This is a genomic window from Borrelia parkeri (assembly GCF_023035815.1).
Classification (GTDB): domain Bacteria; phylum Spirochaetota; class Spirochaetia; order Borreliales; family Borreliaceae; genus Borrelia; species Borrelia parkeri.
Genome location: NZ_CP073159.1, coordinates 453729 through 477703 on the forward strand (window position 1 = coordinate 453729; position 23975 = coordinate 477703).

General features: G+C 28.7%; 21 protein-coding genes and 1 pseudogene. 12 read left to right on the plus strand and 10 right to left on the minus strand.

All coding sequences use genetic code 11. The features are described from left to right. Nucleotides 1–120: 120 nt before the first annotated feature. Nucleotides 121–2553, minus strand: coding sequence for a DNA topoisomerase (ATP-hydrolyzing) subunit A (gyrA, locus tag bpSLO_RS02150; protein WP_025407408.1), 2433 nt, complete (start codon nt 2551–2553; stop codon nt 121–123). A gap of 11 nt (nt 2554–2564) precedes the next feature. Further along, nucleotides 2565–4469, minus strand: a complete 1905-nt coding sequence (gene gyrB / locus bpSLO_RS02155) for a DNA topoisomerase (ATP-hydrolyzing) subunit B (protein WP_025407407.1) — start codon at nt 4467–4469, stop codon at nt 2565–2567. A gap of 246 nt (nt 4470–4715) precedes the next feature. Here gyrB and dnaA point away from each other — a divergent pair, with 246 nt between their 5' ends. From dnaA to bpSLO_RS02210, 11 genes are all read left to right on the plus strand, one after another. Beyond that, nucleotides 4716–6170, plus strand: a complete 1455-nt coding sequence (gene dnaA, locus bpSLO_RS02160) for a chromosomal replication initiator protein DnaA (RefSeq protein ID WP_246989756.1) — start codon at nt 4716–4718, stop codon at nt 6168–6170. 240 nt (nt 6171–6410) lie between these two features. Next, nucleotides 6411–7571, plus strand: a complete 1161-nt coding sequence (gene dnaN, locus bpSLO_RS02165; RefSeq protein WP_025407406.1) for a DNA polymerase III subunit beta — start codon at nt 6411–6413, stop codon at nt 7569–7571. A gap of 20 nt (nt 7572–7591) precedes the next feature. Further along, entirely contained in the window at nt 7592–8659 is a 1068-nt protein-coding gene (gene recF / locus bpSLO_RS02170; RefSeq protein ID WP_025407405.1) for a DNA replication/repair protein RecF, read from the plus strand. Then, nucleotides 8640–8939: a DciA family protein gene (locus tag bpSLO_RS02175; protein WP_025375455.1), complete on the plus strand. Its 300-nt coding sequence runs from the start codon at nt 8640–8642 to the stop codon at nt 8937–8939. The genes recF and bpSLO_RS02175 overlap by 20 nt, the downstream gene beginning before the upstream one ends. 90 nt (nt 8940–9029) lie before the next feature. Beyond that, complete coding sequence (gene rpmH / locus bpSLO_RS02180; protein WP_011772387.1) at nt 9030–9185, plus strand: 50S ribosomal protein L34; 156 nt, start codon at nt 9030–9032, stop codon at nt 9183–9185. Beyond that, nucleotides 9166–9510 carry a ribonuclease P protein component gene (gene rnpA / locus bpSLO_RS02185; protein ID WP_025407404.1) on the plus strand — a complete coding sequence of 115 codons (345 nt, stop codon included), beginning with the start codon at nt 9166–9168 and terminating at the stop codon, nt 9508–9510. The genes rpmH and rnpA overlap by 20 nt, the downstream gene beginning before the upstream one ends. Further along, nucleotides 9507–11144, plus strand: coding sequence for a membrane protein insertase YidC (gene yidC, locus bpSLO_RS02190; protein WP_025407403.1), 1638 nt, complete (start codon nt 9507–9509; stop codon nt 11142–11144). Before rnpA ends, yidC begins: the two co-directional genes overlap by 4 nt. Next, nucleotides 11141–11863: an RNA-binding cell elongation regulator Jag/EloR gene (gene jag, locus bpSLO_RS02195; protein ID WP_025375458.1), complete on the plus strand. Its 723-nt coding sequence runs from the start codon at nt 11141–11143 to the stop codon at nt 11861–11863. Before yidC ends, jag begins: the two co-directional genes overlap by 4 nt. Before the next feature lie 150 nt (nt 11864–12013). Beyond that, the gene (locus tag bpSLO_RS02200; protein ID WP_025407402.1) at nt 12014–13072 is read left to right on the plus strand and encodes an NAD-dependent epimerase/dehydratase family protein; all 1059 of its coding nucleotides are present in this window, start codon (nt 12014–12016) and stop codon (nt 13070–13072) included. A 120-nt stretch (nt 13073–13192) separates the two neighbouring features. Then, nucleotides 13193–14272, plus strand: coding sequence for a class II fructose-bisphosphate aldolase (gene fbaA / locus bpSLO_RS02205; RefSeq protein WP_025407401.1), 1080 nt, complete (start codon nt 13193–13195; stop codon nt 14270–14272). Nucleotides 14273–14542: 270 nt separating this feature from the next. Beyond that, complete coding sequence (locus bpSLO_RS02210) at nt 14543–14953, plus strand: Hsp20/alpha crystallin family protein (RefSeq protein ID WP_025375461.1); 411 nt, start codon at nt 14543–14545, stop codon at nt 14951–14953. Between the two features lie 27 nt (nt 14954–14980). On the opposite strand, the gene aspS is transcribed toward bpSLO_RS02210, so the two are convergent. The 7 genes and pseudogenes from aspS to bpSLO_RS02255 form a co-directional block, all read right to left on the minus strand. Further along, a complete protein-coding gene (aspS, locus tag bpSLO_RS02215; RefSeq protein WP_025375462.1) occupies nt 14981–16738 on the minus strand; it encodes an aspartate--tRNA ligase in 1758 nt (585 codons plus the stop codon). 3 nt (nt 16739–16741) lie between these two features. Then, complete coding sequence (locus tag bpSLO_RS02220) at nt 16742–18802, minus strand: cation:proton antiporter (RefSeq protein WP_422109636.1); 2061 nt, start codon at nt 18800–18802, stop codon at nt 16742–16744. A 56-nt stretch (nt 18803–18858) separates the two neighbouring features. Next, entirely contained in the window at nt 18859–19140 is a 282-nt protein-coding gene (locus bpSLO_RS02225) for an HPr family phosphocarrier protein (RefSeq protein ID WP_011772396.1), read from the minus strand. A 14-nt stretch (nt 19141–19154) separates the two neighbouring features. Further along, nucleotides 19155–19451 carry an HPF/RaiA family ribosome-associated protein gene (locus bpSLO_RS02230; RefSeq protein WP_025375464.1) on the minus strand — a complete coding sequence of 99 codons (297 nt, stop codon included), beginning with the start codon at nt 19449–19451 and terminating at the stop codon, nt 19155–19157. After that, nucleotides 19441–20528: pseudogene (locus tag bpSLO_RS08125) on the minus strand (RNA polymerase factor sigma-54). Before bpSLO_RS08125 ends, bpSLO_RS02230 begins: the two are co-directional and overlap by 11 nt. 131 nt (nt 20529–20659) lie before the next feature. Continuing rightward, the gene (locus tag bpSLO_RS02250; protein WP_025407398.1) at nt 20660–21193 is read right to left on the minus strand and encodes a chromate transporter; all 534 of its coding nucleotides are present in this window, start codon (nt 21191–21193) and stop codon (nt 20660–20662) included. Between the two features lie 2 nt (nt 21194–21195). Then, nucleotides 21196–21774: a chromate transporter gene (locus bpSLO_RS02255; RefSeq protein ID WP_025375467.1), complete on the minus strand. Its 579-nt coding sequence runs from the start codon at nt 21772–21774 to the stop codon at nt 21196–21198. Between the two features lie 173 nt (nt 21775–21947). On the opposite strand from bpSLO_RS02255, the gene bpSLO_RS02260 reads away from it, so the two are divergent. Continuing rightward, nucleotides 21948–22814: a mechanosensitive ion channel family protein gene (locus tag bpSLO_RS02260; RefSeq protein ID WP_025375468.1), complete on the plus strand. Its 867-nt coding sequence runs from the start codon at nt 21948–21950 to the stop codon at nt 22812–22814. Here the strand turns inward: bpSLO_RS02260 and bpSLO_RS02265 are convergent. Continuing rightward, the gene (locus bpSLO_RS02265; protein WP_025375469.1) at nt 22811–23962 is read right to left on the minus strand and encodes a glycosyltransferase; all 1152 of its coding nucleotides are present in this window, start codon (nt 23960–23962) and stop codon (nt 22811–22813) included. The two genes, bpSLO_RS02260 and bpSLO_RS02265, sit on opposite strands and share 4 nt — an antisense overlap. Between the last annotated feature and the right edge of the window lie 13 nt (nt 23963–23975).

Consider the following 23975-nt stretch of genomic DNA (forward strand, 5'->3'; position numbering starts at 1 on the left):
CCTTGTAATAATACAAAATTTTATAAAGTTGTTCTATGTCAATTTCAACTAAAAAAATAACCCCAAAAAAAAAGAATGTTCCACGTAGAACATTCCAACAATATAAATAACATTAATTGATCATTTAATAAATTTTGAAACAGATATCAATTTATCCTCATCAAGAGATAACACTTGCATTCCTCTAGCATCCTTACCTTGCTCAGATATTTTGTCAACCAATGTTCGTAAAACTTTTGAAGTCTTACTTACAAGTAATATTTCATCATCCTGTGCAACTGTAATAGCATCAACAACTGCACCTGCCTTTTCATCGGATTTCTTATAGCAAGTATAACCAGTAGCTCCTCTTTTAAGCTCAGTCACTCTAGATATTTCTAATCTCTTTCCATATCCATTCTCAGAAACAATTAAAAGATGGGAGCCTTGTTTTGCTGATAACGCCTTAATAAGCATATCACCCTCTCTTACTTTCATACCAGACACACCCTGAGTCCCTCTATGTGTAAGCCTAATATCATTTGAATTAAATGCAAAAGCATTGCCCTTCTTAGAAAGACAAATAATTTTATCATTCTTAGAAACAATCTCAGCACTTGTAACAAAATCCTTATCATCCAGTTTAATGACAATAACGCCTCTTGATTTAACTGTTTTAAAGCCCTCTGTTTCAATACGAGCTATTTTTCCATTTGCTGTTGTTATTAATAAATAATTATCCAGAGATAACTCATTACAATTTTTAATAGCCAATATCTCTTCCGTTTCTCCCAAATTAATAAGCTCACGAATATTTTGTCCCTTTGAAGTTCTAGAAGAATCCTTAATTCCATAAGCATTAATTACATAAAGCTTCCCTTCATTTGAAATCATAAGTAAAAAGTCATGGGTATTTACACATAAAGCAATATTAACTTGATCTTTATCTTGTAACTCAAAAGAACCAAGGCCCTTACCACCTATACCTTGAAGTTTATACTCATCTTGTAAGATTCTTTTAATGAAACCCTGCTTTGTAAGAATAACAATAACATTTTCCCTCTGCATTAAATCTGACATACTAGTTTTTAAAACCTCCTCATCATAAATTATTTTTGTTCGGCGCTCATCGCCAAATTTTAAACTTAAATTAATAATCTCTTCCCTTACAATATTAACAACTCTCTCTGGACTAACAAGAATATCTTCATAATCTTTTATTAAATCCAAGACAATTTTAAACTCTCCTTCAAGTTTCTCTATCTCAAGAGATGTTAATTTCTGTAACTTCATATCCAATATAGAATTAGCTTGAATTTCTGATAAATTAAATTCTTTAATAATACATTCTTTAGCATCTTTGACAAGTCTAGAAAATCTTATTATTTCTATTAGCCTATCAATATGTCTTAAGGAAATATTTAATCCTTCAAGAATATGAGCCTTTTCTCTTGCCTTTTTTAAGTCAAACTCTACCCGCCTTCTAACAATTTCCTTTCTATGATCAATAAATTCAGATATAAGTTCTTTTAAATTTAATTGTTTTGGAATACCATTAACAAGAGCCAAGTTATTTATGCTAAAATTTTTCCTCAGTTCAGTATATTCATAAAGCAAATTCATAACAACATGAGGATCAAAACCTTTTTTAATTTCAAGAACAATTCTAACACCTTCACGGTCAGATTCATCCCTTATATCAGATATACCTTCAAGCTTGTCTTCTTTTATTAAGAATGCAATTTTCATAAGCAATGAAGATTTGTTAACAGCATAAGGTATTTGCGTAATTATAATAGCAATATGATCTTCTCTCTTTTCTTCAATATGATACCGAGATCGAATAACAACACTGCCCTTCCCCGTTGTATAAGCCTTAACTAAACTCTCATTATAAATAATCTCAGCATAAGTAGGAAAATCTGGTCCTTTAACTATTGCAATTAAATCATACACAGACACACTATCATGATTTAACATATAAACTATGGCGTCACAAATTTCTCTCAAATTATGTGGAGCCATATTTGTTGCCATTCCAACAGCAATTCCACTAGAACCGTTAACCAAGAGAAATGGAAAAGCAGCTGGTAAAACTTCAGGCTCAAGCAAAGAATCATCATAATTGGGTCTGAAATCAACAGTTTGCCTATCGATATCTTTAACAAGCTCTTCAGCTATTTTTGCCATTCGAGCTTCAGTATACCTCATAGCAGCAGGAGGGTCTCCATCAATAGAACCAAAATTCCCCTGTCCGCTTACTATAGGATATCTTAACGAAAAATCCTGTGCAAGTCTTACAAGTGCTTCATAAATCGACTGATCACCATGAGGATGATATTTACCAAGAACATCTCCAACGATTCTTCCAGCCTTCTTAAATGCTTTATCAGCCCTAAGTCCCATTTCATGCATTGAATAAAGGATTCTTCTGTGAACAGGTTTAAGACCATCTCTCACATCAGGAAGGGCTCTTGAAACAATAACAGACATTGCATAATTCAAATACGAGGTTTTAACCTCATCTTCTATTTTTATATTTAATATTTGCTCTTTATATTCTTCAATTGCCATTAATGCTCCAATCACACATCAAGATTTACTACATCAAGCGCATTCTGCTCAATAAATTCTCTTCTAGGCTCAACATCATCTCCCATAAGAGTAACAAAAATATTCTCAGCCTGTATAGCATCATCTATCTCTATTAATTTCATTTTTCTAGTAGCAGGATTCATAGTAGTTTCCCAAAGTTGTGTAGGATTCATTTCACCAAGCCCCTTATACCTTTGAAGACTAATTTTATCCCTTTTGCCAGTCTCGATAGAGCTTAAAAAAATTTCCTTTTCCGAATCATCATAAAAGTAATGAACACTATTTTCATACTTAATTTTATAAAGAGGTGGCATAGCTATATATACATGTCCATTATCAATTAACTCCCTCATGTAACGAAAGAAAAAAGTAAGAAGCAATGTTCGAATATGAGACCCATCAACATCGGCATCAGCCATAATAATAATCTTATGATAACGAAGTTTTTCAATATAAAAATTCTTTCCAACTCCAGCACCAAGAGATGCAATTATTGGAATAAGCTTATCATTTGTAATAACCTTATCTTCCCGTGTTTTTTCAACATTAAGCATTTTACCCCACAATGGCAAGATAGCTTGATAAAACCTATCTCTTCCCATTTTTGCACTTCCTCCTGCAGAATCCCCTTCCACAATATAAATTTCCCTTTCAACCGGGTTTTTAGATGCACAATCTGCCAATTTGCCAGGCAATGCCAAGCTTTCAAATGCACTTTTTTTTCTCTCAGACTCTCTTGCTTTTCTTGCAGCCTCACGAGCACGAGCAGCTCTTATTGCCTTATTAAGAATAATATCTACTTCTAAAAGATTATCACCAATAACTTTCAAAAGCTCATTATGTACAATAGTTTCAACAATTTTTTTTATATAAGAATTTCCCAATTTCCCTTTAGTTTGACCTTCAAATTGAGGTTCTGGAACCTTAATAGAAATTACCGCTGTTAAACCCTCCTTAAAATCATCTAATGTAAGATTTGGAACATCTTTTTTGCTTACCTTTGAATCCTTAAAAGCTTCACTCATTGCCTTTAAGAAACCACTTTTAAAACCAGCAACATGAGTTCCTCCTTCTCTAGTATTAATATTGTTTACAAACGATAAAATATTATCAGAATACCCTTCAGTCCACTTAAGTCCAACACTAACAATAACATCATCACAAGTTCCTTCAATAAAATAGGACTCACTTTGAATAGTTTTGCTATTATTTGTTATAAAATCTACAAAAGCTTTTATTCCACCTTCAAAATAAAATTCTAAAAATCTCTCTTTTCCCAATCTCTTATCTTCAATTGAAATTCGTATCTTATCATTTAAAAATGCAAGTTCCCTCAATCTCTTTGATAAAGTTTCAAAATCATACTCCAAGGTTTCAAAAATCTCAGAATCAGCTAAAAAAGTAACCTTAGTACCCCTATTAGAACTTACCCCAACAATCTCAACCCCAGATGTTGGAATACCTCTGGAATAAGTCTGCTTAAAAAAATTTCCATCTCTGCTCACAACAACTTCTAAAAAAGATGATAAAGCATTAACAACCGAAATCCCAACCCCATGAAGTCCACCAGAAACTTTATAAGTACCTTTATTAAATTTTCCTCCAGAATGTAGCTTAGTCAAAACAAGTTCAAGAGCACTAATTCCTTCCTCCTCATGAATATCTGTAGGAATTCCTCTACCATTATCATTGACTGTTACAGAATTATCTGAATTTATAACAACTTCTATTTTATCGCAAAAACCCGCTAAAGCCTCATCAATACTATTGTCAACCACTTCATAAACCAAGTGATGCAATCCATTAATTGAAACGGATCCAATATACATACCAGGCCTTTTTCTAACAGCTTCAAGGCCCTTTAACACTTGAATATTACTAGCAACATAACTCATAAACCTTCCACACAATTAATCATAATATAGATATAAGCAAATTTTACATTAAAAACAATATAATATCTATTCAATAACACAAATTACAAGACACATTCCACTTGACTTAAAACCAATAAAATTTCAAGACCCACAAATAGTTAAGATAATGTTCCAGTTCATTATTATACTATATACTTATACATACACAATACTAATAATCAAAAAGATATAATTATAAAAAGCCAAAATCGACGAGGATAAGATATGCAAGAGGGAAAAAACATATGGAGCTTAATTTTAGCAGCAATAAGGAAAGAACTTTCTGAAGAAGAATTTTACATATGGTTTGAAAATTTATATTTCATAGATGCAACTGATGAGAGTATAAAAATATCTGCTCCAAATTCTTTTCATAAAAACCAAGTAGAAAAAAGATTTTCCAAAAGAATAAAAGAAATTCTCACTGAAAAAGGCCACAATACGATTAATGTTGAATTTATAAATCCACCAAATGAATTCAAGACTCATAGCATGGAATTAAAAAACACTTCACTCAAAGACATTTCTATACAACAAGATTCATCTGAAAAAAGAACAATACTTAACACTCACACAAAGAACATAATAGAGAATACAAAATACTACGTTATAAAAGAAGACATTCATACAAAATATAGAAATCCTTTTCTTAAAAAGAAATACACATTTGAAAATTTCATTATAGGTCCAAATAATAAGCTTGCATATAATGCAAGCTTATCAATTGCAAAAAATCCTGGTAAAAAATATAATCCATGTCTAATTTATGGTGGAGTTGGTCTTGGCAAAACACACTTACTCCAAAGTATAGGAAACAAAACAGAAGAATTACATAAAGAATTTAAAATACTTTACGTAACTGCTGAAAATTTTTTAAATGAATTTGTAGAAAGTATAAAAACAAATGAAACAAAAAGATTTAAGAAAAAATACCGACACCTAGATATGTTATTAATAGATGATATTCATGATTTACAAAAAAAAGAAGGTATACAAGAAGAGCTTTTTCACACTTTCAATGCTCTTTATGAAGACAATAAACAAATGGTATTTACATGCGACAGACAACCCTCAGAACTCATCAATTTTACAGATAGATTAAAAAGCAGATTTACAAGGGGACTTAATGTCGATATATCAAAACCAAACTTTGAATTAAGAGTGGCAATTATAGAAAAAAAAGCAGAAGAAGATGGAATAAAAGTTCCAAAAAACATTCTCAACTTAGTTGCTAAAAAAGTTACAACAAATATAAGAGATCTTGAAGCTGCTGTAACAAAATTAAAAGCTCACATAGACCTTGAAGATATAGAAATCGACACTAGCATAGTAGACAAAATAATTAAAGAGATAATAGCTTATGAAAACGATAACACAAATACAAATAACACAATTAACATTGAAAGTATAAAAAAAGTTATCTTAAGGGAATTAAAACTTACAAATAAAGACATTGAAGGTAACAGCAAAAAACCTGAAATCACAAAAGCAAGACACATTTATGCTTATCTTCTGAGGAATTTTACAGAGCTTTCAACAATTGAAATAGGTAAAATCATTGGAGGAAAAACCCATTCAACAGTACTTTATTCGATAAATAAGATAGATAAAGAGAGAAACAATGATCTAGAAATTAACAATTTAATCATAGAACTTATGAACAAAATCAACAAAAACTAGCAAAATATATAAAATTCAAAATATTTTTGAACAAATTAAACAAATAATTCATCAAAAAACACAAACAATTAAACATATATTATTCCTTATAAAATAAAGAGATAAACAGAATTAGACAATTAGACAGCTTCCTACTAATACAACTATATAAAATATAATAAAAAATACGTACAATAAACTGAATAAAATTTGCATTAATGAAAGCCAATAAATGATAATATAATACAAGGAGGTAAAACATTGAACGAAAAATTTATACTGTGCGACACAGAACAGATTTCGAACGAGATTGACAAAGCCAAAAGTATAATTTTAAATAGAAATATAAATGACATTTGGAGTGCAATATTACTAGAAGTAAAAAATTCCAACCTCAAAATAAAGGCAACAGATAGGAATATCTTTTTTGAAAGCACAATTCCAATTGTTTCAGCAGAAAATTTTAAAGTATTAATCAATGCTTCAAACTTTTCAGATGCAGTAAAAGCACTAAATTTGTACAATGAGCTAAAAATAAAATTTATAGAAGATGAAAGCAAATTAAACATTATTGGTGAATCAGAAAATAAAAATGACAATTTCATAAATGATCATTTAAATGAGCCAACTTTTTCTAGTGAAGAGATTGAAATTTACAATTATGACATAAATGAAGAGACTTACAATTTAACAGTTGAGTTAACTCAAAGGGAATTTAAGAAAATTATAAACAAAGTCTCATTTTCAGCCTCACATGATGAGTCCAAGAACGTTTTAAATGGAATTTATTTTACAAAAGACAAAAACTCTGCATTGACATTTGTTTCTACCAATTCGCATAGACTGTCTGTATATAAAACAGATTTAATATTTGAGGAGGATATCAATTTTATCGTTCCTGTCAAAATGGTTAATCTCCTAAAGCAGATGATGGTAGGAGAAGGTATTATAAAGCTCAAGGTCTCTGATAAAAAATTTTATGTTGAATTTAATAATTATAAAATAGTTTGCAGTCTGATAAATGGAATCTATCCTGATTATGAAAGTATCATACCAAATGAACAGCAGAACAAAGCGTTAATCGATGTTAGCATTTTAAAAGATAGGCTTTCAAGGGTAAGTTCTTACACAGACAAAAGGTCTAAAAAAGTTATTCTGAATTTTGCAGGTAATCAACTAAGACTTATGGCAGAAGATCCAATTACAGGGAGAAAGAGTGAATTTTTTGTACAAAGTCCTAATTATGATTATGAAGGGAGCGAGGAAGTTGTAGCTATTAATAGTGCTTATTTTACTGAAGCAATGGGTGTATTTGATACTTCAAAGTTAGAGATAAAATTCAATGGAGGGGGTATATTGAAATTAAGTGACCCTGCAAATTTTGGTTTCATTCATTTGATAATGCCCATGGTATTAAACTAAAATTCTTTTTTATTGGCAAGATGATAAAGAAAGTAGAGTTCTTTAATTTTAAAAATATAGAGAATCAGGTCATTAATTTTGATTTTAATAATATTTATTTTTGCGGAGAGAATGGTTCAGGTAAAACTAATATCCTTGATGCTATTTATTGTCTTGCTTTTGCATCTTCTTTTTTAGTTCGTACTGATAGAGAACTTATTACATATGGCAAGACTGAATTTTATTTAAAGTGTCTCTATAATACTGAAGGAAAGGCTGGAGAAATTTGTTTGTCCTTAAGGAATGGAAAAAAAGAAATAAAGGTTAACAATAGCATTGTAAAAGATAGAAAAAATTTGATATTGAACATTCCATCAATTATTTTTTCAAATTATGATATTGAGTTTATCATTGGAACTCCTGCTAAGAAGAGATGGTTTTTTGATCAGGCAATAAGTCTTGTTTCTTTAAGTTATTTAGATTCTCTTAGGAAATATCGAAGGATTTTACGGCAAAGAAATTTGATTTTAAGACAAGGCAATAAAGATTTACTTAAAGTTTATAATGAAACTTTTGTTGATTTTGCTTTTGAGATAACAAAAATGAGGGAAAATTTTATCAAGCATTTTTATGATTTTTTTAAGTACTATTATTCTTTTATTTTTGATGTTTCTTATAGTTTAGAGATTAAATATTTACCTTCTGTGAAATGTTCTAAAAGGGATGAATTTTTGCAAACTTTGCTTTTAAAAGAACAAGATGAACTTTGCAATGAAAGTACTTTAATAGGTCCACACAGAGATTTATATGAGATATTAAGCGGTGAGAGAGTATTTACTCATCATTCTTCGACAGGACAAATCAGGGCTCTTGCTTTGATTTATAGACTTGTTCAGGTCATTATGTTTAATAAGCAATTTGGTATATCTCCCATTTTACTTTTTGATGATGTATTTTTGGAATTGGATAGTGTGAGAAGAAAGAGATTTTTTGATATCCTACCTAAAGATTCTCAATGCTTCTTTACATTTTTAGATGACTGTTATGATATTAAACAAGACAGTAATTTTATAGTATACAGGATTAAAAATGGAAGATTTGAGCTTTAAAAAAGCCGCGGATGTACTTAAAGAATATTTAAATACGGATATATGTGCTAATGAAAAGCTAAATGCCAGTTTTATATTGTCTAAAAATTGGCAAATTATATTTAAAGATCTTTCAGATAGAGTACAATTATTGAATTTGAAGGATAATAAAATATTATTTGTTGCTGTTAAGAATTCAAGTGTTTTATATAGTGTTTCTCTTAATAGATCAAAAATAATAAAATTAATAAAGGAATCTACAGGTCTTGAAATATTGGATATAAAGGTTTTGATAAGATGATTTTGTTGACAATTGTATTTGTATAATATAATATTGTAGTGTTTAACTTATATCTTATGACTAAAGAATGTTTTTAATTGGAGGGCTTTTTTGAAGAGGACTTATCAGCCGAGTCGGGTTAAGAGAAACAGGAAATTTGGATTTAGGGCTAGGATGAAAACTAAGGGCGGAAGACTTATTCTTGCCAGAAGAAGGGCTAAGGGAAGATCAAAATTAACTGTTTCTGATGAAAAAAAGAAATATTAGCATAAAATCAAAGGTAGAAATTCAGGAGCTTTTTAAAAAAGGTAGATTTATTAGGATAGAAGGAATTAACATATTTTATGAGTTTACAAGCTTATTAAGCTCTAGAATGATTGTTACTTTTCCTAAAGTTTTTAAAGGTGCTGTTAAGAGAAATCGTGTTCGGAGAATTTTTAAGGAATGTTTTAGGAAACAGTTAGCTTTACTTAAAAATAGGTATGTTGACTTTATTTTTGTAGTTTATCCTCAAAGAGTAGATGTTAATTATCATGAAGTTGATACTATGCTAAAGAATATAATTGTGCATGTCATGAAGAGGAAAGTGTGAGTCAGAGTAAAAGAATTTTAAGAGCTATTTATTTGTCTTTATTTTTTATTGGTATTTTTATGCTTATTGATGATGTCTTTTTCTCTAGAAAATCCCCTTCTGTAGTGGAGAGAGAGATTGGATTTAATTTAGATAGAGATTTTGATGTTGAGCATCATTCAATTGATGAAGATGATGTTTTAAGTTTAAGTACTAATTCTAAAGAAATTGGTGTTGAGACTAGTATATATTATGCTACTTTTTCGACATTTAGAGGTAATTTAGTTTCTCTAAAGCTTAAAGATCATTTAAATTTAGAGAGGAATCCAACAGAAATGGTTAAGTTTAATATGGACAGGGAAGGTCTTTTTTATATTACCTTTGATAACTTAACTAAAAGTTTGTTTTCATATGACAAAATAAATGATTATACACATGAGTTTAAGACCAAGTTTGAATATAATGACAAATATTATGAGTATATAAAGAGATATACATTTTCAAGCCAAAATGAATATTTAATCAAGCTTGAAATTTTTTTAAATAATGTTGATGCTAATGATAATTTTGATATTGATTTTTATAAATTTGTATTAAGTTCTGATATTGAAAATTTAAGTGAGAGAGGTAAACTGCAATATAATAATTATTTATCTCAGAGTATTTATTATGATACTAAGCTTAGATATGGTAAGGATGGTTTAAGTGTTATTAAGCCTAAATGGGTTGGTTCAAGCACTAAATATTTTGAAGTTTTAGTTTCAAAAGAAAATATGAATGTTGAATTCAAACAAGAAAATAAAGTTTTAAAGACTTTTGTTTTAAACAAAATAGGTGACACTAATATTAGTGATACCTTTTATATTTATGCAGGTCCTAGAGATAATGTATATTTAGATATTTTTAATAAAAATAATCTAAATAGTTTTGGTTTATCTAATGTTGAATTTGGAATGTCTGTAGAGAAAAGCTTGTTATACTTTATTCAAGTTCCTATGCAATTAATAATGCAAATTTTTTATGATGTTATTCCTAATTGGGGACTTTCAATAATTTTTTTAACAATTGTTGTAAGAATACTTATATTTCCTTTGACTTTTAAGAGTTTTAGGGCTACAGCAGAACTTTCTAAGTTACAGCCAAAAATGAAAGAGATACAAGTAAAATTTAAGAATGATCCCAAAAGATTAAATGAAGAAATGGGTAAACTTTATAGGGAAGAAGGTGTTAATCCTCTTGGAGGATGCTTGCCTATTCTTTTACAACTACCTGTATTTTTTGCTCTTTATGGTCTTGTAAATAATTTCTTTTTGCTAAGGGGGGCTAGTTTTATTCCAGGTTGGATTGATGATTTGTCAATTGGTGATAGCATATATTATTTTGGTTATAAAGTTTTTGTATGGACTGATATTAGAATTTTACCTTTTATTATGATGATTACTCAGTTATTATCTACAATAATTAGTTCTAATGTTAGTTTTAAAAATCTTGGATCACAACAGAAATTTTTATATTTTGGTATGCCTATTATGTTTTTTTTCATACTTTATGATATGCCATCAGGACTTTTAATCTATTGGATTACAACCAATATTTTTACTATTTTGCAACAATACTATATAAAGATGAATGTATCTGAAAGGAGGAACAGATGAGTTATGAATTTTATGGGAAAACAGAACAAGAAGCAATTAAAAAGGCAATGAGAGATCTTGATTTAAGAGAAGGTGAGTTTGATGTAGAGATTTTGGATAAGGAAAAGGTTGGATTTTTATTTAAAAAAGAGATGATTAAGATAAAAGTATCGCCTCATGTGAAAGAGGACACACCAAAGTCTGAGGCTCAGATTAATGAAGGTATTTGTGATAAGGTTTTAGATTTTGTTAAAGAAATGATAAATAAAATGGGTTATTGTGTTGATTTAAAGATTGAATCTAGAGAAGGTGAGTATATTAAGATTTCTATTGATACAGACAGTCCAAATATCTTGATTGGAAGAGAAGGAAGAAATTTAGATGCTTTGCAGCTTTTGGCAAATGTTTACATGTCTAGGCTTATTGGAGACAATGGTATTTTTAATAGGATAGTATTAGATATTGAGGATTATAGAGAAAGATTTAAATCAAGATTTATTAATTTGGCAATTAATTCTTTGCATAAGGTTAAAAGGAGTAGACGTTCTATTCTTTTGCCAACAATGAATCCTTTTGAGAGAAGAATTATTCATACTACTTTGAATCGTTATAGTGATATTAAAACAGAGAGTGAGGGAGATGGAAATTTAAAGCGAGTTAGAATTTCTTATGTTAGGAGTAGTAAATATAATAATAATTTTCATAGTTATCAAAAAAGAGACTCTAATGTTAGGAAGTAAGATTTTTTCTTTCTATATTTGTAAGCCGATGATTTATATTCATATGTTTAGATTCTACTTAAGCGACTGATATTTAATTGGTTGATATTTTGTAGTTATAGGGATTATGATAATAAATTTATTATTTATTTAATTTAAGGGATTTATTGTATGAGAGTATTTTTAACGGGTATTGCAGGATTTATTGGATTTCATGTTGCCAAGAGGCTTGCTGATAATGGGCATGAAGTTTTAGGTGTTGATGTTTTAAATGATTATTATGAACCTAATCTGAAATATGAGAGATTAGAAGTTTTAGGGTTCGATCGTAAGAATATAGATAGTGGGAAAGTTATTCAAAGTAATAAATATAATAATTTAAGTTTTATTTATCTTGATATTTTAGATAAAGATAAAGTCTTATCTCTTTTTTCTGATTATAAATTTACGCATGTTTGTCATTTGGCAGCTCAGGCCGGTATTAGAGATAGTATTGAAAATCCTGATAGTTATATTTCAGTTAATATTGTTGGGTTTTTTAATGTGTTGGATGCATGTAGAATACATAAAAGTCATATTGAGCATTTTGTTTATGCCTCAACATCTGCAGTGTATGGAATAAATAAAAAGATGCCTTCAGATGAGGATAGCATTACAGATCATCCTTTAAATTTATATGCAGCTAGCAAAAAGTCTAATGAAATTATAGCTCATGCTTACAGTTCATCTTTTAATATCCCAACAACAGGATTAAGATTTTTCACGGTTTATGGGCCTTATGGACGACCTGATATGGCATTATATTTATTTGCAGATGGGATTATCAAACAAACCCCCATTAATGTTTTTAATAATGGGAATATGGCTAGAGACTTTACGTATATAGATGATGTTGCAGATGGTGTTTATAGTGTACTTAAAAAACCGGCTGAGAGTGATGGTAATTTTGATGTACAAAATCCCAATTCTTCAAGCTCTCTTGCTCCTTATAAGATATACAATATAGGTACGGGACATGCTACTGAGCTTTTGGAGTTTATTAATGAGCTTGAAACAAATCTTGGAAATAAAGCTTGTAAAAATTTTTTACCTATGCAAAAAGCAGATGTTGTTAAGAGCTGTTGTAATATTTCAAAACTTAAAAATGATTTTGCTTATGAGTCCTTAACCTCTATTAAAGAGGGGATAAAAAAATTTGCAAATTGGTATAAATCTAAGATAGTTAAGTAGTATATTGTTCTGTATTTGTTTGTTTTTTGAATTTTTGTTTTTTTAAATTAGGGTCAGTTTTAGGTTTTAAGGTATATAATATAAGATATATTTCATTTTATGAGGAAGGAGGTATTATAGGTGGGTGTGTTAGATAAGATTAAGCCTGGAGTGGTTTATGGTAAGGAGCTACATACTTTATATGAAATATGTAAGAGTGAAGGATTTGCTATTCCTGCAATTAATTGTGTAGGTACAAATTCAATTAATGCTGTTTTGGAAGCAGCAAAAGAAATTAATTCTCCTATTATGATACAGTTTTCAAATAGTGGTTCTGCTTTTATTTGTGGTAAGGGACTCAAGGTTGACAAACCTCAGGGGACTTCTATCCTTGGAGCCATTTCTGGTGCTATGCATGTTCATTTGCTAGCAGAACATTATGGAGTACCTGTTGTTCTTCATACAGATCACTGCGCAAAAAAATTAATTCCTTGGGTTGAGGGGCTTTTGGAGTATGGAGAGAAATATTATCAAGAGCATAAACGTCCTTTGTTTTCTTCACATATGTTGGATTTGTCTGAAGAGCCAATTAAAGAAAATATTGAAATATCAAAAAAGTTCTTAGAGAGAATGTCCAAAATTGAAATGTTTCTGGAAATTGAGCTTGGAATTACTGGTGGCGAGGAAGACGGCGTTGATAATTCAGATAGGGAGCAACATGAGTTGTTTTCAACCCCTGAAGATATTTATTATGGATATTCTGAACTTATGAAAGTTAGTCCTAATTTCCAGATTGCAGCGGCTTTTGGAAATGTTCATGGAGTTTATAAGCCTGGAAATGTTCAGCTTACTCCTAAAGTATTAAGAGATGGACAAAATTATGTTATATCAAAGACTAATTCAAGTGATCTAAAGCCTGTTTCATATGTGTTCCATGGAGGTTCTGGCTCTACAATAGAAGAAATTCATGAAGCACTCTCTTATGGTGTTGTTAAAATGAATATTGATACAGATACTCAGTGGGCTGCCTGGGAAGGTATATTGAATTATTATAAGAATAATGAAAATAGATTACAAGGGCAACTTGGTGATGGTAGTAATGCTGATGTTCCAAACAAAAAGTTTTATGATCCAAGAGTGTGGCTTAGAGAATCTGAGATTAGCATTAAGGAACGTGTAAAACTTGCTTGCAAGAGTCTTAATAATATTAATAGAAATTGAGACAGGTATAATTAAAAATTTGAACTTTGTCGCCTATGAGGGCGACTTTTTCATTTTTGTGTATTTATTATACATAAATGGACTTATTATTATATTTAAATGTTAAATTTATTCCCATCATCATTATGCTTTTTATTTATTTATTTATTTATTTATTTATTTATAATATTTATTGAATATTTGTTTAATATTATTGAATATTTGTTTAATATTTAAATAGAATGTTTTTTTGTATGAGCTTTTATATAAATTGATAAAAAGGGGTTTTATATGTTATTAACAAATTATAAGAAAAATTTTCTGGATTTTTTGAATGATGACTTTGATTTTATGAGTCCTAGAGGTTTTCATGATATTCCAGTTAATATTAAGGATGAGGGCAAGTCATTTATTCTTGAAGCTTACTTACCGGGGATAAAAAAAGATGATATATCAATCTCAATTAAAAATGATTATTTGACAATAAGTTATGAGAGTAAGGATGAATCAGAAGAGAAACATGATAAGTACTTAAGAGTAGAGAGAAGAGATATTTCTTTTGCAAGAAGTTTTAGATTATCTGGGAATATTGATCAAGATAAAATTAAATCAGAACTAAAAAATGGTGTTTTGCATATTAAGCTTCCTAAGAAGGCGGAAGTTATTGAGAAAACCCAAGAGAAAAAGATTGCGATTGAATAATTTTAGTGTAAGGATGCTTTGGCATCCTTAATTTTTATAATCTTCAATTGTTAAATTTAGTTCTCTTAGTTGTTCGTTTGGAATCTTTGAAGGAGATTTGTCAAGTGGGCTTGCTGCGAATGAATTTTTTGGGAAAAGTATTACATCTTTTATTGAACTTGAATGTGTCATTAGCATTAAGAGCCTATCAATTCCAATGGCTATTCCACCATGAATGGGAGCCCCATATTCTAATGCTTTTAAAAAGAAACCAAATCTTTCTTCTGCTATTGTGTCTTTAAATCCCACTATGTTAAAAATTCTTTGTTGAAGTTCTCTTGTGTGCACTCTGATTGAGCCTGAACCAAGTTCCATGCCGTTTAATACAAGATCATAAACTTCTCCTAAGACTTTACTTGGATTGCTTTCTAAAGTATGGATATATTTTTGTTGGGGGAGTGAGAACATATGATGGGCTGCTTTATAGTTTTTTGTGTCTTCATCGTACTCAAATAGGGGAAAATCATAAATCCATAAAAATTCAAATGTGTTTTTGTTTGTAAGGTTTAGTTCATTTGCAATTTTGATTCTAATTTGTCCCATGGCTTTGCAAGCAGTTTTCCATGAATCAGCTATAAAAAATATTATGTCGTTGTTTTCAAGTGAGTAAGTTTGAAATAAAGTTTGTTTTATTTTATTTAAAAATTTGGCAATGCCCCCTACAAATTCATTATTTTCTATTTTTGCAAAATAAAGACCACTTGTTTTGTAAATCTTGGCATGTTCTTCTAAATTATTAATTTTGCTTCTTGAAAAATTATGAGCTTGATTTTTTATTATAAGTGCTTTTATTGTGCCTTTATTTTGTAATATATCTTTAAAAACATTAAATGAGGATTTCTTAAAATGTTTACTCATGTCTTGTATTGATAATTCATACCTAGTGTCTGGTTTGTCGCTTCCATATGTATTCATTGCATCTTTGTAAGTCATTCTTTTAAATTTTTTGGGTAAAGTAATGTTTAGTGTGTTTTTAAAAATGGTGAAAATAAGATTTTCCATTAATTTAAATATATTTTCCTTCTTTATAAAGCTCATTTCAATGTCAAGTTGTGTGAATTCTGGTTGTCTGTCACCTCTTGAGTCTTCATCTCTGTAGCATCTAGCTATTTGAAAGTATTTGTCAAGTCCAGCTATCATTGTGAGTTGCTTATAAATTTGTGGTGATTGTGGTAGTGCATAAAAGTGCCCTTTATGTATTCTTGATGGGACAAGGAAATCTCTTGCGCCTTCTGGGGTTGATTTGACAAATGTTGGGGTTTCTAATTCTAAGAAGTCTTTTTTTATTAAGTAATTTCTAATTATATGTGTTACTTTGCTTCTTAATATTATTTTTTGTTTTTGCTCTTCACGTCTTAAATCTAAATATCTATATTCAAGTTTTGCATTTTCATTTGCATTATTGTTATTTTCGATCATAAAGGGCAGTTCATTACATCTTGAAATTATATTTATATTCTCTGCAAGTATTTCAAATGCCCCTGTTTTCATTTCTTTGTTTACGAGATTTGAAGGTCTTAGTTCTAACTTTCCTTGGACTTTAATGCAGTATTCCATCTTTATTTGAGATGTTATCTTTAAAAGCTTCTCGTCATTTACAAGTACCTGTGCTTCATCATATCTATCTCTAAGATTAATAAAGGTAACTTTTCCATGATGTCTTATTTTTTTTACCCAAGCATTGATTTCTATCTTTTGGTTTATAAGTTTATCGTTTATTTGATTGCATTTAATGGTCTTGAACATAATTTATCCTACTATTATATTATAAATTTCTTTATCGGTTTTAGCTTTAAGCATTTCCTTTTTATTAGAATCAACCTTACCCACAATCGATGCTAAAATACGTGGGTAATTAACATATTCTTTTGCTGGATATAGTATTAATATAAATATATGACTTAAATTTTTATCAGTGGCATTAAAGTCAATTCCATCATGACTGATACCAATGGCAATATGCATTTTTGTAATTAAATTGGTTTTTAAATGAGGTATTGCAAATCCTTCTTTAAGGGCTGTGGTTATTAGCTTTTCTCTTTCCATTAAGTCTTGTAATATTATTTCTTTGTCAATTTCAATTTTTATTACACCTAATAATTCTCTTAATACTTCGGTTTTATTTGTTGCTTTTAATTCTAAAATAATGTTTTCTTTTTTAATTCTTTTATTTAGAGCGATGTTACTGCGTATTTTATTATAATTGATTGAGTAGTTTAATTTTTGTGCCTTTACAGAAACAGTTTTAACTTCTTCAGTTATTCTCTCTAAGTTTAGAATAGTTTCTCTAAATAAATCTTGTATGATGATTAAGTGTTTATTTGGACATTCAAATGTAATCTTGCTTCCCTCTCTTTTTATGGATAGTGAAATGTCATTGTATCTTGCGTTTATGTATTGTGAGAAGTCATTTTTTATTTGTTGGGTAAAAAATCCCTCTTTCCTTAATTCATTTTTTAATTCCCATACAAGTATTTTTGTTAGGTTGTCATATTTGAATGATACTGTGATTTGAGTATTTTGCTCTGTTTTAATTTCTTTCTTTAATCCATTTTTATTTATTTGGAATAGAATATTTATTATGGGTGTTACAATGATTGTTGGCAAGAAAACTATGATTATTGTTATTCCAAATATTTTTTGACTTATAAATTCAGAAGAGAGTGCTAAGTTTGCAATAATTAATGATATCTCACCTCTTGGAACCATTCCAAAAGCTATTCTTAGTGCACCTAGCTTGTTAAATCCTAAAAAACATGATGGAATGAAACAATATATGAGTTTTGTTGCTATGGCTATGAGGCTGAGCAGAGTTCCAAGGATTAAGACTTCTTTTGATAATATTACATTAATGTCGGCCATAAGCCCTATTGATGTAAAGAATATTGGAATAAAAAACCTTTCAAATATTGTTAATTTATCTTGGATTACACATACAATATCCGTTTTTGACATGGCAAGTCCAAATATGTAAGCTCCAATTACAAATGACATTCCTAAATTTTGAAAAAAGCTTGCAACAATAAAAGTAAAAGTAATAGTTATAACGGTTGCTAGAGTAACACTATTGAAGCTTTTTAGTAATTTTGAAATTGGTTCTGATAACAATATCAATATGAATGTTAAACAAAACCAAATTAGTATGTTCTTAATTGTGGCTGTAATTGAGATTGCGATATCAAGATCCGAGAGTGATCTTGATATCGTTATTACACTTGTGAGCATAATCATTGAGAGGACATCATCAATTATTGAAGTTGATATTATTGTAACGCCTTCTGATGTACTCATTTTTTTCTTAGCTGAGAGTATGCTTGCAGCAATTCCTGCCGAAGAAGGTGTTGCAATAATCCCTATAAAAAGAGCTGTAGGACTTATTAATTGTACATCAAACAAAATGGTAGATATTAGTACAAAACTTGTAAAAGTACCAATAACTTCCGTTATTCCTATTAGTCCTCCACGTGGTAAGAATTTAAGGAATAATTTTAAATCTGTTTCAAGACCTGCCATAAAGAGTAGGATAATTGAGGCTATTGTTGATATTGCAAATATTTCTTCATTGATTAAGTAATGATCGCTAACACTAATGATTCCTAGTGGAAATAATAAAGGCATTTTAATCTTACCAAGAAATGTTGGACTTAAAAGTATGCCTGCTGTTATTTGTCCTATTACTTTTGGGATTCCGAATTTGCTTACTAAATTTCCAAGTAGACTGGCTGATATTACAATGATTGCTAAACTCATTATGAAAGAAGAAATTTTGGCGTCAATATTATGGCTTGTGTCTTTCATATAGTCTGCCATTCCAAATGAAAGAATAGGATTTATGATAAATAATATTTTGTATAAAATTTTCTTGTTCATTTTTGAATCTCTTTTTTAAAGTTTGATTTTAATAGTTCTGATAGTATATCAATGATTTCAGTTTCTTTTTTTCCATTTGCGATGATTTTTATTTTTTCTTTATATATAACTCCAAGTATCATAATTTCAACTGTAGATTTGGCATCAGCTTCTCTTCCATCTTCTGTAACCAATTTTACATTACAATAAGGATATTTGCTTGCAAGTTCTGCAATCATGCTTGATGGCCTTGAATGGAGACCTTCTTTGTTATTTATCTCAATTGTTATTGCTTGCATTTAATTTTACTTATTCATTTTACTGTATCTTTTTTATTTTTTTCTTTGTTTGCTGTATTTTGTAGTCTTTCTACTAATCGTTCTATTAAAGCATATAATTCTTTGCCATGTTCTGTAATATGTATTATTTTCCCCCAATTAAAGTGAAGATGAGCATCTATATCAAAGATATCATTTTCTTTTTTTATTGTAATTTTGAGACTTTCTGAATTTTGTTTAATATGTGTCCCAATTTTTTCTAATTTTTTTACAATAAAATCTTTTGTATGATCACTTAAATGATAATTAATGGCTTGTATTTTAGGTTCCATAAATTTCTCCTTTAAATTCTAATTCATTCCTACACTTATTGACAGTTCTTTTTGAAATGGTGATTCCTTTAGATTTTAGTATATCAGAAATTTGATTATCTACCATATTTTTATTTTGTTACAATGTTTTCTTTATTATTAGTTTAATGCTTGATTTTGAAAATTCATTTGTTTTAGCATTTCTGACTGAATTAAATAGTTTGCTAATTGAGATTGTGCCCCAGTTAAATTTTAAGTATTTATTTTTTTATTGTTCTTGATATAATTGATTTTGATAGATTAATTTTTTCAGATATATCAGCTAATTTTATTAATCTTAACTCCTTAAAGCTTCTTCGTAGGAATTCTTTTTGCAGTGTATATGTTGCTATTCTTATTTAGTTAGTATTTTATCTATTTATTTTAAAGATTCAATTAACCATTTTGATTGTTTATATTTTTTCAAATCTTTAACTTCTTTTTTAAAATATTGACTTTTTTAATTTTTATCCTCAGTTTATTGTCTTTACTTATAACAATTGTATCTGGTTCAATATAGTCATTTGTATTATTTTTGTCTTTAAACTTGAATGTGATATTGGGGTTAAGCTTAAGTTGAATTGTGTCAAGAGCATCGTTTAAATTTTGAGTGCTGATATTAAGCTTTTCTTTTAGCTTATTTTGAATAGTTTTAAGTAAATCTGCTCTTTCAAAAATTTTAATTGTATTTGTATCTAATTTATGATATTTTGCTTGTAATATTAATGATTTTATGATGTTAGATATACCAATTTCTATTGGATTAAATTGTTGAATTAGTTTAATCATTTTATTTACTTGATGCTAAGATTCTTTTTTGAAGAAGTCATAAGGGTTGATTATATAAAATATTTTGCTGTTTAGATTATTTATTATGATTGCTCCTATGTTAATCTCAGCTTCACTGAGTCTTTGAATTTGTAGTTGTAGTAAGCGATGTTCTTTAAGAGAAAGTTTTGGTGATGTTTTAGCCGGTGCAATTTCATATTGTGCTTTATTGTTATCATTTTTGTAGAAAATTTTTCTAAATTTATAAGTTTTTAGTGTCTCAAAAACTATTTTTGAATCTACTTAAAGGCATTCGTTATTTTCAATTTCGTCTAATATAATTTTTATTAATTCTTGTTTGTCAAGATCTAGAATTTTGATTATATTAATTTGTGTTAATTTTAAGTTTTGTTTAAGCATCTTTACATAAAAATATATAATATTCCACTAGATATGATTAGTATTGCAGGAGTGATGTTTTTGTAAAATAATAAAATTATTAAGTTTAATCCTGCAAGTGCAAAGCTTTTTAAAAATTCTGTACCATTGTAGTTTATTTTTAAAAATATACTTTCAAATAGAATAATTATTGTCATTATCCATAATGCTATAATTACAGGTCTTAAGCTTTTAAGGTAATAATTTAAGAAATTTATCTTATGTAGTGTTAATGTTATAAAGGTAATAATTAATATGGGAGCCGTTATTAGAGCTATTGTGGCAATTATTGCACCAGTAATACCAGCTACTTTGGTGCCAACATATGTTGCTATATTGGTAGCAACAGGACCTGGAGTAATTCTAGATATTGTAATGATATTGATGAATTCTTCTTTTGTTATCCATCCCTTATTATCAATGATTTCTTTATGGATAATCGTTGCAATTCCGTTTCCTCCACCGAAATTTAAAATTCCTATTTTGAAAAATGTAATGAATAGATTTATTAGGATCAAATTTATACCTTTTTTTGAAAGAATATTTTTTGTATTGTATATGTTAGAGAACATATGCATAAAACCGTTATCAGTATATATGATATATCTATATGAAACTTATATAGTGTATATGTTATTAATAAGCATGTTATCCATTTTTTTATTGATTGCTTTAGCATTTTTTTTGAAAATTCAAGTATGATTATTGACATTATTATTGTTGATGATATTTTTGCACCTTCAAGGAATTTTTGAGCGTAGATGTTATTTGAGTTTAAATTTACATAAAGGGCTATCATTGTAATTACGAATATGGATGGTAGGATTCCAGCGATAGTTAACATAATTGCCCCTTTAAATCCTTTAAGTTTTTTACCAATTAAGAATGCAAAATTGATTGCTGTTACCCCTGGAACTACGTTTGATGTTGCAAGTATTTCATTAAACTCTTTATCAGATATTAGCTTTTTTTTATTGACAATTATTTTTTTAAGTTCAGATATTATTAATAATCCCCCACCAATTGTGATTGTCGTTATTTTTAGTACAAGATAAAATAATGTTAGTAATTCATATGCTGTTTCTTTTGTTTTATCCATGCATCTTTTATCCTAATTTTAAAGAGTATGTGGATTAAATTACATTGTATCACAGTAACTATGTAATATTTATTAGTATAAGTGCTTTTGTATATTAATTTTTTGTTTTAGTGATAGGTCTTTTAAAGATTGTATTTTTCTTTTATTTTTTTGTACTATAACCATAGTAGCTTATGGATAAACAGTCAAAAACGTTAAGTGTCTTTAGAGAAATATTTGTTTTTCAGGATTATGTCAATGAAATTTTTGAAATGGTAATAGTTTATGGATTAAAGGTTCTTGTAGCTCTGGTAGTATGGTGTGTTTCAAGGTTTTTTGTCAAAAGGGTAGGGAGGCTTTTCTTTAGTGCTTTTGAAAAATCTAAGTTAGAGACAAAATTAGATTCTACTATTCTTAATTTTTTTAAGTCATTTTTTAAAGTGATGATGGATATGGTATTAATTTTGATGATTTTACCTTATCTTGGTGTTTCTACAACTTCTATTTTTGCTATATTTGGATCTCTAGGTCTTGCGGTTGGTCTTGCTGCTCAAGGGATTTTATCTGACTTTGTTAGCGGTTTTGTTGTTTTAAATTCCAGTTTTTTTAAAATTGGTGATTACATTAGCTGTGATGATGTTGAGGGTGAAGTAAATGATATCCATATATTTTTTACTACACTTAAAACTGTAGATGGTAAAATTATTAAGATTCCAAATAGTAAGTTTACAGATACATCGGTTACTAATTTTTCTACAAATCCTGAAAGGAGGATTGCATTCGATTTTCAGGTACCTTATGACACAGATATTGGTTCTCTTAAAAGTAGAATAGAAAATTTGGTATTTTCCTTTAATAAGGAACAATATAGTATTAAGAAGCCTAGTGTTGTTGTAAAGGAATATACCCCTTATTACATAGTCATGCAAGTGAGATCTTTTGTAAAAACCGAGTTTTTTTGGGATTTTCAATATTTCATAGCAGAAAATATTAAAAATGTTTTAGATGATATGGGAATAAAATTCCCCATTCATAACGTGGATTTTAGCAAATTACGTTAATATTTTTTATTTTTAATGATTTCAAAATAATACTGTTCAATTTTTTCTACAAAAAATGAGCTTGAAAACATCATAGATGTCTCTTCTGTATTTTTTTTTAAAGTTTGTAATTTTTCTTCATTTTCTATTATTTCTTTTATGTATTTGTACAAATCCTCATAATCATCTATTAAGAATCCATTTTTTCCTTGCTGAATTACATCTTTGTATATTATGTCATTAATAAGTACCGCAGGTATGCCAGCCGTTAATGCCTCAATTGTTGTCATTGGATATACTTCGCTTCTTGATAGACTTGCAAATACATCAGATATTTTATAATAGTAATACATTTCTTCCCATGGGATTGTTCCAATGAGTATTATTTGTTTTTCAAGTTTATATTGCTTTCTAAATCGTCTTACCTTCGTTTCTTCTTTTCCCTTTCCTATGAGAATGAGCTTGCAATTTTTGTTCTCAATTAGAAGTTTTTTTAAATGTTTTATTAATAAGCATATATTTTTTTCTTCATTTATTCTTCCAACAAAGATTATGATTTTATCGTTTTTACTTATTCCATGTTTGGTTAAAATCTCTTGTTTTTTTTCTTGGCTTAGGTTTTTTATGAAAATTTTTCTGTCTACTCCATTTGGAATTATTTTATAGTCAGCATTTGTTGCAAGATGAAAATATTTTTCATGTGACTTAATTGATGGATAAATGAAATGATGTATTTGGTCATAAAATTTTCTCATCATTTTGTCTGGATTAGTTAAATATTTAAAAATTCCTAAGTAATGTAGATAATAATTCCACATTGTATGGTTTGTGTGAACTATTGGAATATTGTGTTGTAGTGCTAATTTTTTCCCAATTTTTCCCATAGTGAATTCTGAATGTGTATGAATGATTTCAGGTTGATATTCTTGTATTATCTTTTTTATTCTTGTTTTGTTTGGGAATGCTATTTTGGCATCTACTGTATGATTTAATTTAATTGAGAAGCATCTGTAAATATTGTCTTCTTGTAAATCTGTTTTTTGAGATTGTGGACAGAAAATATAAACACTGTGACCTTTTCTTTCAAAACCTTCTTTAATTTGTTTTATAGATGTTGCTACTCCATTTTTATCTGGAAGATATGTATCTGTGAATATTGCAATTTTCATATTTTATCCTAAT